The sequence below is a fragment of the Amycolatopsis sp. NPDC033938 genome (assembly GCF_055575975.1).
Genome location: NZ_JBVIRO010000021.1, coordinates 38,008 through 49,724, shown reverse-complemented (window position 1 = coordinate 49,724; position 11,717 = coordinate 38,008). Strand labels below are relative to the sequence as shown.

The 11,717-nt window shown below is 68.2% G+C and carries 10 protein-coding genes; 4 read left to right on the top strand and 6 right to left on the bottom strand.

Annotation, left to right across the window (positions count from 1 at the left end; all coding sequences use genetic code 11):
- Positions 1–71 precede the first annotated feature (71 nt).
- Positions 72–752, bottom strand: a complete 681-nt coding sequence (locus ACZ5ZX_RS35330) for a TetR/AcrR family transcriptional regulator (protein ID WP_465506326.1) — start codon at positions 750–752, stop codon at positions 72–74.
- Positions 753–863: 111 nt separating this feature from the next.
- Here ACZ5ZX_RS35330 and ACZ5ZX_RS35325 point away from each other — a divergent pair, with 111 nt between their 5' ends.
- The 3 genes from ACZ5ZX_RS35325 to ACZ5ZX_RS35315 all read left to right on the top strand — a co-directional run bounded on the left by ACZ5ZX_RS35325 (position 864) and on the right by ACZ5ZX_RS35315 (position 3,486).
- Positions 864–1,277 (top strand): SgcJ/EcaC family oxidoreductase, encoded by a 414-nt coding sequence (locus ACZ5ZX_RS35325; RefSeq protein WP_465506325.1) that lies wholly within the window; start codon positions 864–866, stop codon positions 1,275–1,277.
- Between the two features lie 162 nt (positions 1,278–1,439).
- On the top strand, positions 1,440–2,240 hold the full coding sequence (locus tag ACZ5ZX_RS35320; RefSeq protein WP_465506324.1) for a siderophore-interacting protein: 801 nt from the start codon (positions 1,440–1,442) through the stop codon (positions 2,238–2,240).
- A 10-nt stretch (positions 2,241–2,250) separates the two neighbouring features.
- Positions 2,251–3,486, top strand: coding sequence for a serine hydrolase domain-containing protein (locus tag ACZ5ZX_RS35315; RefSeq protein ID WP_465506323.1), 1,236 nt, complete (start codon positions 2,251–2,253; stop codon positions 3,484–3,486).
- A 98-nt stretch (positions 3,487–3,584) separates the two neighbouring features.
- Here the strand turns inward: ACZ5ZX_RS35315 and ACZ5ZX_RS35310 are convergent, their stop codons facing one another.
- Positions 3,585–5,060, bottom strand: a complete 1,476-nt coding sequence (locus tag ACZ5ZX_RS35310) for an alpha/beta hydrolase (RefSeq protein WP_465506322.1) — start codon at positions 5,058–5,060, stop codon at positions 3,585–3,587.
- Positions 5,061–5,232: 172 nt separating this feature from the next.
- Here ACZ5ZX_RS35310 and ACZ5ZX_RS35305 point away from each other — a divergent pair, with 172 nt between their 5' ends.
- Entirely contained in the window at positions 5,233–6,726 is a 1,494-nt protein-coding gene (locus ACZ5ZX_RS35305) for an FAD-dependent monooxygenase (protein ID WP_465506321.1), read from the top strand.
- Between the two features lie 58 nt (positions 6,727–6,784).
- Here ACZ5ZX_RS35305 and ACZ5ZX_RS35300 read toward each other — a convergent pair whose 3' ends face one another.
- From ACZ5ZX_RS35300 to ACZ5ZX_RS35285, 4 genes are read right to left on the bottom strand one after another with little or no spacing between them, the layout of a single operon-like run.
- Positions 6,785–7,774, bottom strand: coding sequence for a TIGR03842 family LLM class F420-dependent oxidoreductase (locus ACZ5ZX_RS35300; protein WP_465506320.1), 990 nt, complete (start codon positions 7,772–7,774; stop codon positions 6,785–6,787).
- 10 nt (positions 7,775–7,784) lie between these two features.
- Positions 7,785–9,170, bottom strand: a complete 1,386-nt coding sequence (gene hydA / locus ACZ5ZX_RS35295) for a dihydropyrimidinase (RefSeq protein WP_465506319.1) — start codon at positions 9,168–9,170, stop codon at positions 7,785–7,787.
- Positions 9,170–10,012, bottom strand: a complete 843-nt coding sequence (locus tag ACZ5ZX_RS35290) for a nitrilase-related carbon-nitrogen hydrolase (RefSeq protein ID WP_465506318.1) — start codon at positions 10,010–10,012, stop codon at positions 9,170–9,172. Before ACZ5ZX_RS35290 ends, hydA begins: the two co-directional genes overlap by 1 nt.
- Positions 9,963–11,534, bottom strand: coding sequence for an NCS1 family nucleobase:cation symporter-1 (locus tag ACZ5ZX_RS35285; RefSeq protein WP_465506317.1), 1,572 nt, complete (start codon positions 11,532–11,534; stop codon positions 9,963–9,965). Before ACZ5ZX_RS35285 ends, ACZ5ZX_RS35290 begins: the two co-directional genes overlap by 50 nt.
- Between the last annotated feature and the right edge of the window lie 183 nt (positions 11,535–11,717).

Genomic DNA, 11,717 nt, shown 5'->3' with positions numbered 1-11,717 from the left:
CTTGTGGACACTCAGGGCCGTGGTCCGGCTTCCGTCAGCCAGGCCGGACCGCGCGCGGTTTGCCTCGTTCCTCAATGACCGTCGTTACCGCTCACGAGGCCGCGGAGGAACATGTCGATGGCGAACTCGAAGCGCTCCTGCGCGGTTTCCGCGCTGAAGTACTCGCCCGACCTCAGCAGGTTCGGGAAGGTGCCCGGCGGGAACGACGTCATGTAGTCGACCATCCGCTTGCCGCGTTCCTCCTGCTCCGCCAGGTTGATGTCGCCGTGCTTCCAGCCGTCGCCCTCATAGGCGAAAGCCTTGGCGTAGAGCCATAACGCGTCGGCGGCGAACAGTGCCCGCCTGAGGTCGAGGCCGCCCGCGCGCAGCACCGCGAGCAGGGCTTCGGCCTGCTGCAAGGAGTTCGCGCCGACAGGTACCGCGATGGCCCACGCGATCTTGGCGATCCCGGGGAACGACGTCAGCGCGCGCACGTTCCCGCGCAGCAGCTCCTTCGCCTGCTCGACCCACCGGTCCGGGTCGGGTTCGGGGATCGGGCCGAAGTCGAGGACGTGGTCGACCATCAGCTCGTGGAGTTCTTCCTTGTTCGCGACGTGGGCGTAGAGCGACGCCGGGCCGGTCTCCAGCGCCTGTGCCACGCGCCGCATGCTCACCGCCTCCAATCCCTCGGCGGCGAGGAGGTCCAGTGCCGTCTTCACCACGAGCTCCTGGGACAGCACTGGTTTCTCGGCGCGACGCCGGGGCCTGCTCACTTCGTTCGCCTCCTGATCCGGGGTACGCGGGAACTCTACTTGACGCGAACACCGTTCGTCTGTAGAACAGTGTTCGTAACACGAACAGCGTTCGTCCCACTGGAGGGCATCATGACCGAATCCCGTACCGAAGTCCTGGCCGTGCTGAGCAAGCTCGCCGAAGCGTGGAACGCCGGTGACGCGGCCGCGTACGCGCGGTTGTTCACCGAAGACGCCGATTACGTGACGTTCTTCGGGATGAACATGCCGGGCCGCGCGATCATCGAAAGCGCACATCGATCCCTGTTCGAGGGGCCGCTGAAGGGGTCGAAGCTGGCCGGGGGCGATGGTGAGCCAAAGGTCCGGTTCATCCGGCCGGACGTCGCGATCGTGGTGGCGGGTGGCGGGTCGTCGCTGGCGGGTGGCAAACCCGAACCGGGCCGGGAATCGACGCTGACGTACGTGCTCGTCGAGGAGTCCGACGGTTGGCGCGTCGCGTCGTTCCAGAACACGCGTGTGAGCGACCCGGCCGCGAGGGCGTCGTGAGGCCTCTGGTCGAAGTGGCGGGTGCGGCCGTGCAACCCTGGCTTCGAGGGCAAGGTCGCTTCCAGGCGGGTTTTGCTCAGCTGATCGGTGACCTGACCCCGCCTGCCGGAGAAGGGCGTACGCTCGGTTAGGTTCACCTAACCTGCAGGAAAGGAATCGTGGATGGCCGAGGCGAGGAAGCCGGTGTCGGCGACCCGGTTACGGGTGCTGCGCACCGAGCGGATCACCCCGCATATGGTCCGGATCGTGGCGGGGGGCGAAGGGATCGCCTCGTTCCAGCCCAATGATTTCACCGACGCCTATGTCAAGGTGCACTTCCGGGTTCCCGGCGTCACCTATCCCGAGCCGTTCGACCTGGCGCGGGTTCGCGAAGAGTTGCCGCGCGAGCAGTGGCCGCGGATGCGGTCCTACACCGTCCGTGCCTTCGACCCGGACCTCGGTGAGCTGGTGCTCGACTTCGTCCACCACGGTGACGAGGGCGTCGCCGGGCCGTGGGCTGCCGCCGCGAAACCCGGGGACGAACTGCTGATCTCCGGTCCCGGCGGGGCATACCGGCCGGGCGACGAGGCCGACTGGCATCTGCTCGCCGGGGACGAGAGCGCCCTGCCTGCCATCGCCGCGTCACTCGAGGCGATGCCGGCGGGGGTGCCCGCGCACGCGCTCATCCTCGTGGAGGACGCCGCCGAAGAGCAGTCGCTGGCCACCAAGGCCGACGCGCACATCACCTGGCTGCACCGGAGCCGGGGCGACGATCTCGCCGCCGCGGTCCGCGCGCTCGACTGGCGTGACGGTGTCGTGCAGGCGTTCGTCCACGGCGAGGCCGGATTCGTCCGCGACCTGCGGCGTCATCTGCTCGACGACCGGGGGATGCGGCGCGACCTGCTCTCGATCTCCGGATACTGGCGGCTCGGGAAGACCGACGAGGCGTGGCGACTGGAGAAGCAGGCCGAGCGGAACGCGTAGCCTCGGGCACATGATCGAGCTGAAGGTGGACGTCGACCCGGCCGAGGTGGGTTTCGACGAGGAGCGGCTGCGGCGGATCGACAAGCACTTCGACGGGTACCTGGAACGGAACCTGCTTCCCGGGTACCTGGCGGTGGTGACCAGGAACGGGAAGGTCGCGCATCTGGCGTCGAACGGGATGCGTGACATCGAGGCGGGACTGCCGGTCGAGACGGACACGATCTGGCGCATCTACTCGATGACGAAGCCGGTCACCTCGGTCGCCGCGATGATGCTCGTCGAAGAGGGCCGTATCGACCTCACCGACCCGATCTCGCGATGGCTGCCGGAATTCGCGGAGCCGCGGGTCTTCACGAAGGGCTCGTCCGTCCGGATGGCGACCGAGCCCGCGACCGAGCCGATCCGGCTCTGGCATCTGCTCACCCACACCGCGGGCCTGACCTACGGCTTCCACCGCACGCATCCGGTCGACGCGGTCTATCGCGAGGCCGGATTCGACTGGGGCACGGCGCCGGGGCTCGACCTCGCCGGGGTCTCCGAAGCGATCGCACGACTGCCCTTGCTGTTCCAGCCCGGTTCGGAATGGAACTATTCGGTCGCGACGGACATCCTCGGCAGGCTGGTCGAAGTCGTCTCCGGCCAGACTCTCGACACCTTCTTCGCCGAACGGATCTTCACGCCGCTCGGTATGCACGAGACAGGCTTCCAGGCCGATTCCGGCGTCCTCGACAGGCTCGCCGCCCTCTACGTACCCCACCCGAAGACCAAAGCACCCTTCCGGCACGACGAGATGGGCGCCGTCGGCCGGGTCGCGCCCACCTGTTTGTCGGGCGGTGGCGGCCTGGTCTCGACGGCGGGCGACTACCACCGCTTCACGCAGATGTTGCTGCGCGGCGGCGAACTCGACGGCACTCGGCTGCTCGGCCCGCGCACGGTGCAGACCATGGCGACCAACCATCTGCCGGGTGGCGTCGACCTGGAGACCTACGGGCGGCCCGCGTTCTCCGAGGCGCCATACCACGGTTTCGGCTTCGGACTCGGCTTTTCCGTGCTCGACGACGCGGTGAAGGCCAAAACCCTCGCCAGTGCGGGAGAATTCGCCTGGGGTGGCGCGGCGAGCACCGCCTTCTGGGTGGATCCGGACGAGGACGTCACGGTGCTGTTCTTCACCCAGCTGCTGCCGTCGTCGTCCTATCCGATCCGGGTCGAACTGCGCAACCTGGTGTATCAAGCGCTCGTCGGCTGAGGACGGTCCCCACTCGGTGTCCCTTGTGGACCCTGAAGCCCGGCATGCGCCCAGAATCAGGTCGGCCCTACCTCTGAACGTCCTGCGCTCTTCTTGAGTCACCTGGCGTCGAACGGTGCGTGATCCGGGGCGCAGACGGTGCCGCGCGCCGGAAGCCGTCCGAAGGTCAGGTAGGCGTCGAGTGCCGTGTCGACACAGGCACTGCGGTTCGCCGCGCCGTGCCCCCACGCGTCCAAGGTGAGGAGCCGGGCGTTACCGAGGATCCGCTCGGTTCGCTCAGCCCCCGCGTACGGCGTTTCCGGATCGCCCTTACCGTTGGCCAGCAACAGGATCGGCGCGGTCGGGCGATTCCACGGTCCGGTGTGGCGCGCCGGGTCGGCGGCGGGCCAGAAGGCACACGGCAGCGAGAGATACGTGTCGTAGGAACCGAACCCGCGGCTTTCCCGGTCCGCCGCGCGTGCCGCCTTCGGCCAGGCGGCCGGGTCGCGCGGGTTCGTCGTGTCGGCGCAGAGGGTTCCGCCGCCGCCCAGTGCCGAGTCGAAGGGCGTCGCGATGGCCTTCGCCGCTGTGGGAGCTGCCGCCGGTTTCGTCGCCGTCTGAAGGAATTCCGCCAGCGCGGGAGAGTTCCTCTCGTCGGTCAGCGCGTTGTGGGTGCGCCGGATGACCTCCTGGTAGGTGATCGGTCCCGGCGTGGCTTCGAGCCGGTCGAGGAGCGCGTCGTACTTGGCCCGGAGATCCGTGCCCGGCTCACGGAACGCGCACCGCGTGTCGGCCGCGCACGCGTCGAGGAACGCCTGCAAGGCGCGGTCCGCGTCCCGGAAACCGCCGAGCCTGGCACTGAACGGGGTGTTCGCGTCTTCCGGACGGTGACCGGTGGACCAGGCGATCGGATCGTTGACGGCGTCCAGTGCCAAGGCGCCCACGCGTTGCGGGAACAGGTTGGCGTAAACCTCGCCGAGGTAAGTGCCGTAGGAAAGCCCGTAGTAGCGAAGGCGGGGTTCGCCGACCGCCGCGCGCAGTTCGTCGAGGTCCCTGGCGACGTTCGCGGTCGACAGGTGATTCAGCAGCGGCCCGGCGTTGCGGCCGCACGACGCGGCGACCTCGCGGACGTCGGCGAAATGCCGGGTCTCCTGTTCGGCGGTGATCGGGAAGTTTCCCAGGATCCGTTTGAGCGGCTCGGTTTCGGCGTCGCTGGTGAAGCAGCGGACCGGGGTGCTGGCACCGACGCCGCGCGGATCGAAGCCGACGATGTCGAACTGCCGGTGCAGGGACGGGGTCTGGAACCTGCTGAAGCGGCCGGGGTTCCCGGGGCCGCCGGGGTTGGTGAAGATCGTGCCGCGTTTGCGCTTCTGGTCCGTGGCGGGGAGACGGCCGAGGGCGATGGTGATCCGAGGGCCGCCCGGGTCCTGATAGGACAACGGGACCTCGATCTCGGCGCAGTCGTAGCCCGGTGGCGAACCGGACGGACACGGGCCCCAGTCGAGTCCCTGCGGCGCGGCCGAGACCGCGGGCGCGAAGGTGACGGTGGCGAGGGCGGTGACGGTGAGCACGGTGGCGATGCGGATTCTGGTCACCGGCCCAGCGTTCCGCCTCGCGGGCGGGCGGTCCCTGGTGCGAATACCCGGAAAGATGGTGGGGCGTACCCCTCCATGGTCAACATATAGCGCACCGGGGGGCTTGCGGCAAGACCCCGGTGGTGCCGCAGAATCCTCGGCCGTAGCAAGAACAGGCCGAACAGGAGTGAACTTGACGGACGTCGATGTGATCATCGTGGGCGCCGGCCCGACCGGGCTGATGCTGGCCGCGGAACTGCGGCCGGCGGGCGTGCGCCCGCTGGTGCTGGAACGGCGGCCGGAACGGGGGAAGACACCCAAGGCTCACGGCCTCAGCGGGCAGATCCTGGACCTGCTGCACTACCGCGGCCTGCTGGACCGGGTGCGGGAGCTCGTCACCGATCCCGTCCCGGCCGACCGGTTCCCGTTCGGCGGGGTGCATGTCGACCTCACCCGGTTCGAGGAGCCGCCGCTGAAGGCGTTGTCGGTGCGCCAGCAGCTGCTGGAAGGGTTGCTGGAGGAGCACGCCACCGGTCTCGGCGCGGAACTCCGCCGCGGGCACGAGGTCGTCGGCGTGAGCCAGGACGACGGGTCGGTGACCGCCGAGGTGCGCGGTCCGGACGGGACCTACCAGGTGACCGCTCCGTATCTGGTGGGCTGCGACGGCGGGCGCAGTCCCGTCCGTTCGATGGCCGGGATCGGCTTCCCCGGCACCACCTATCCCGAGGTCAACCGGATCGGGCAGGTCAGCGTCCCGGATGGACTGACCGTGCACGACAACGGCGACATCGAGACGCCGGAACTCGGCCGGATCAAGGCGGGCTTCACCCGCACCGGCACCGGCGTGTTCGCGCTCGGCTCGCTCACCCCGGGGATCCTGTTCATCCAGACCACCGAGGACGATCCCGGCGAGATCGACGACGACGTGCCGATGACGCTGACCGAACTCGGCGACAGCATCCGCCGCGTGCTCGGCGGGGACGTCCCGCTGGGCGACCCGGTCCGCCTCTCGCGCTACCAGTTCTCCGCCCGCCAGGCCGAGCGCTACCGCGCGGGCCGGATCCTGCTGGCGGGCGACGCGGCCCACCTGCTGCCCTCCACCGGCACCGCGATCAACGTCGGCATGTCCGACTCGGTCAACCTCGCCTGGAAACTGGCCGCCGAGATCCAGGGCCGGGCACCGGAAGGCCTGCTGGACAGCTATCACGCGGAACGGCACGCCGCGGGTGCGCGCGCGTTGCTGCAATCCCGGGCCCAGGTCGCGCTGCGGCGCGGGCACGACGAAGCCGCCGAGGCACTGCGGGCGGTCTTCCAGGAGCTTCTGGACGACGAGCAGGCCGCGCGACGGCTGGCCTCCCACGTCGCCGGGACCGACACGCGTTACCCGATGCCGGGTTCCACGCACGCGCTCACCGGCACGTTCGTCCCGGATCTCGCGCTGGAGACCGATCAGGGCGCGACGAGTGTCGCCGAGCTGCTGCGTGACGCGCGGCCGGTCCTGCTCGACCTCGCGGGCCGCCCGGAACTGCGCGCACTGGCGGAAGGGCTTGTGGACGTCCGCACCGCGAAGGCCGAGGACCGGCCCGCCGACGTCCTGCTGATCCGCCCGGACGGGTACATCGCCTGGGCGGGCGACGGCGACACCGAGGGCCTGCGCGAAGCCCTGGCCGCCTGGTTCGGCGCCTGACCCCACGCGTTTCGTCCTCTGAATGCGGTACCGCATTCAGAGGACGAAACGCGGGTCGTCAGCGGCCGATGACCTCCGAGCCGTACCGCTTCAGGGTCTCTTCCCGCTGATCGTGCATGAGGTACAGCGAGAACTGGTCGACACCGAGCGAAGCCAGCTCCTCCAGCCGTTCGACGTGCGCCGAGGACGGGCCCAGCAGGCAGAACCGGTCCACGATCTCGTCCGGGACGAAGTCGGTCGACGGATTGCCCGCCCGCCCGTGATGTGCGTAGTCGTAGCCCTGACGCTCACGGATGTAGTCGGTCAGTTCCCTAGGCACCGGACCGGAATCGCCGTAGCGCGCCACGAGATCCGCGACGTGGTTGCCGACCATCCCGCCGAACCACCGCAGCTGTTCCCGCTGGTGCGCCAGATCGTCACCGACATACGCCGGCGCCGCGAGACAGATGGTGATCCCGCCCGGATCCCGTCCCGCCGCACGGGCCGCCTCGCGCACCGCGCCTATGGTCCACTGGGCGATCGCGGGATCGGCGCACTGGAGGATGAAGCCGTCCGCGTGTTCACCGACCGTCTTGAGCGCCTTGGGCCCGTATCCGGCCATCCACATCTCAAGCCTGCCGTTGCGGATCCAGGGGATCCGGACCGGCTTGTCCCGCAACAGGACCTCACGTCCCTCCGCCAGTTCCTTGACCACGTGCATGCAGTCGCGCACGGTGGCCAAAGTGGACGGTGGCATCCCGACCACCCGGTGCGCCGAGTCGCCGCGGCCGATGCCGCACACCGTCCGGTTGCCGTACATGTCGTTGAGCGTGGCGAAGGTCGACGCCATCACCGACCAGTCCCGGGTGGCCGGGCTGGTCACCATCGGCCCCACGATCATCGACGACGTCGCCGCGAGGATCTGCGAGTAGATGACGAACGGTTCCTGCCACAGCACGCACGAGTCGAACGTCCAGCCGTAGCGGAAACCCTGGTCCTCGGCAGCCTTCATGAGCCGTACCAGGTCGCGTGCGGGCGGATCGGTCTGGAGAACTATCCCGAAGTCCACGGCCACCACCTCAGTTCAGGTACTGGTTGAGGTCGCGCGAGAGGAATTTCCCGTGCGTCGTACTCCCGGAGAACCCCGACGGCGACACCACCACGCGGCCGCGCGAGAACACCGTTTCGACCTTGCCGGTGATCTCCAGCCCTTCGTAAGCCGAGTAGTCCACGTTCATGTGGTGCGTCTCGACCGAAAGGGTCTGTTTCGCCGTGGGGTCGTAGACGACGATGTCCGCGTCCGAACCCGCCGCGATGACCCCCTTGCGCGGGTACAGCCCGAACATCCGCGCCGGAGTGGTCGAGCAGGTCTCGACCCAGCGGCCGAGGGTCAGCTCGCCCGCCACGACACCCTGGTGCAGCAGGTCCATCCGGTGCTCGACGCCGGGGATCCCGTTGGGGATCGCGCGGAAGTCGCCGCGGCCGAGTTCCTTCTGGTCTTTGAAGCAGAACGGACAGTGATCGGTCGACACCACCGAAAGGTCGTTGGTGCGCAGCCCGCGCCACAGGTCCGCCTGATGCGACTTCTCGCGCAGCGGGGGAGAAGCGACGTACTTCGCGCCCTCGAAATCCGGCTTCGCCAAGTCCTCAATGGACAGATAGAGATACTGAGGACACGTCTCCGCGAAGACGTTCTGCCCGTCGTTACGCGCTTCCGCGACCGCCGCCAGTGCCTGCGACGCCGAGAGATGCACGATGTACAGCGGTGCCCCGGTCACCTTGGCCAGCTGGATCGCGCGCGAGGTCGCCTCGCCCTCCAGCTCCGGCGGCCGGGTGAGCCCGTGCTGCACCGGGTCGATCTTCCCGGCGGCGAACGCCTGCGCGGCCAGCTGGTCGATCGCGATGCCGTTCTCCGCGTGCATCATGATCGTGGCGCCGATCTCGCGCGCCTTCTGCATGGCCAGCAGGATCTCGCCGTCGGTGGAGTAGAACACCCCCGGGTACGCCATGAACATCTTGAAGCTGCCGACCCCGCCGTCGACACAGGCCTGCATCTCCTTCAACGACGAATCGTTGACGTCGGAGACGATCATGTGGAAGCCGTAGTCGATCGCGCAGTTCCCGTCGGCCTTCTCGTGCCACTTGTCCATAGTGGACAGCAGTGACGTTCCCTTGGCCTGTACGGCGAAGTCGATGATCGTGGTCGTCCCGCCCCACGCCGCCGCCGTCGTCCCGGTGCCGAAGGAATCGACGGAATGCGTTCCGCCGAACGGCATCTCCATATGGGTATGCGCGTCGATCCCGCCGGGCAGTACGTACTTCCCGGTGGCGTCGATGGTCTCGTCGGCGGGCCCGAGGGTGCCCGGCGCGCCGACGGCCGCGATCGTCTCGCCGTCGACGAGGACGTCCGCCGCCGAAGCGCCCGCCGTGGACAGCACCTGCCCGCCCTTGATGAGGGTGGTCATCACGCCTCCGCGAGGGGTCCGTAGCTGTCGGGACGGCGGTCTCGGTAGAAAGCCCACAGATCGCGGACCTCGGCGAGCTTGGCCATGTCGAGGTCGCGGACGACGATCTCCTCCTCGGTGTCGGACGCGGCCCCACCGACGAGCTGTCCCCGCGGGTCCGCGAAATAGGACTGGCCATAGAAGTCGTTGTCGCCCAAAGGTTCCACGCCGACCCGGTTGATCGTGCCGACGTAGTACTCGTTCGCCACCGCGGCCGCGGGCTGCTCCAGCCGCCACAGGTACTCCGAAAGCCCCCGGCTGGTCGCCGACGGGTTGAACACGATCTTCGCCCCGGCCAGGCCCAGCGCGCGCCAGCCCTCGGGGAAGTGCCGCTCGTAACAGATGTAGACGCCGATGCGGCCGACGGCGGTGTCGAACACCGGGTAGCCCAGGTTCCCGGGCCGGAAGTAGAACTTCTCCCAGAACCCCTTCACCTGCGGGATGTGGTTCTTGCGGTGCTTGCCGAGGTAGGTCCCGTCGGCGTCGATGACCGCGGCGGTGTTGTAGTACACGCCCGGCTGCTCGACCTCGTACATCGGGACGACGAGGACGACGCCGTGGCGTTCGGCCACCTCCTGCATGAGCTTCGTCGTCGGCCCGTCGGGAATGCCCTCGGTGTAGGAGTAATAGTCGGTGTCCTGCACCTGGCAGAAATACGGGCCGTAGAACAACTCCTGCAGGCAGACCACCTGCGCGCCCTGCGAAGCGGCCTTACCGATCGCTTCGACGGCGTTGGCGATCATGGACTCCTTGTCACCCGTCCACCGCTGCTGGATCAATCCGGCTCGGACCAGGTCGCTCACTTGCTTCCTCCTCTGGATAGGCGGTGCGGTTGCGCTCGGGCAGGGCCAGCAGCAGGTAGACGACGAAAGCGCCCGCCAGTCCGACGACCCAGTTGTAGTCGTAGAGCGGTTTCAGCAACGGGATCAGCCCGTCGGCGGGGAACGGCCCGCCGTACGCGCCGCCGACCGCGAGCACGGCGCCGACCAGCGTCGCGACCAGCGCCCGCCAGTTCCACCCGCCGTTGAACCAGTAGACGCCGCGTTCGGTGTAGAGGTCCCTCAAGCTGAGGTGTGTCCGGTTGACCACCCAGTAGCCGGCGACGAGCACCCCGGCGACCGCGCCGAGGAGGCCGCCGTAGAAACCGAGCCACGCGAAGATGTAGATGTTCGGGTCGGAGTAGAGCCGCCACGGCTGGATGACGATGCCGATGATGCCGGTGATCAGCCCGCCGACGGCGAAGGTGATCTTCTTCGGGAACGCGTTCGAGAAGTCGTAGGACGGGCTGACCACGTTGGCCGCGAGGTTCGCCGACACGGTCGCCAGCACCAGCGCGATCAGCGCGATCACGACCACGAGCGGGGAGTCGAACCGGTCGGCCAGTTTCGCCGGGTCCCAGATCTGCTCGCCGTAGAGGACACTGCCGCCGGAGGTGGTCAGGATCGCCACGATCGCGATGAAGGTCATCGTGGTCGGCAAGCCGAGGATCTGGCCGCGGACCTGCTTGCCCTGGCTGCCGCCGAAACGGGTGAAGTCCGGCATGTTGAGCGAAAGCGTCGACCAGAACGCGATCATCGCCATCAGCGACGGCGCGAACACCTTCCAGAAGTCGGGGCCCCAGCCGAGTTTCCCGGGTTCGGACAGGATCGGGCCGAGCCCGCCCGCCTTGACCAGCACGTAGCCGAGCATGATCAGGAAGCCGACCGAGACCAGCGGTGCCGTCCAGTTCTCGAACTTCCGCACCGCCTCCATCCCGCGCCAGATGATCAGCATCTGGAACAGCCAGAACAACCCGAACGAAAGCCACAGCGTCCAGTGCTGCCCGAGGACGACGGTGGAGTCCTTCCAGCCGGAGCCCGCCAGCCGTCCGACGATGATGTAGACGGCCTCACCGCCGACCCAGGTCTGGATGCCGAACCAGCCGCAGGCGATGAACGCCCGCAGCAAGGCCGCCAGATTCGCGCCGCGCATCCCGAAGAAGGCGCGGGCGAACACCGGGAACGGGATGCCGTACTTCGTCCCGGCGTGGCTGTTGAGCAGCATCGGGGCGAGCACGATCAGGTTGCCGATGGTGATCGTCATCAGGGCTTGGACCCAGTCCATGCCGAGCGCGATCAAGGACGCGGCGAGCGCGTACGAGGGGATGTTGTGCGCCATCCCCATCCACAGCGCGAAATAGTTGTAGGTGGTCCAGGTCCGTTTTTCCACCGGGACCGGGGCGAGTTCCTCGTTGTAGAAGCGGCTGTCCTTCAAGGACTCGGCCTCGCCGAGTTCCACCCGGCCATCAGGATGCACGAGCTGGGTTCCGCGTGCCGTCGGCTCCATTGCGGAATCGTGCTCGCCCGCGCGGCGGAGGTGGGACTGGCAGACTGTTCACTGTTGGTGGCGTCGAAACGCAGACTGTCGATTGCGTTCGAGCGCCCCTGGTGCATGACCTGCGTCACACACACGGACGTCTCAAACCGGCAATCCGGCCGAAACATCTCCACAGGATCTCCACAGCTCACC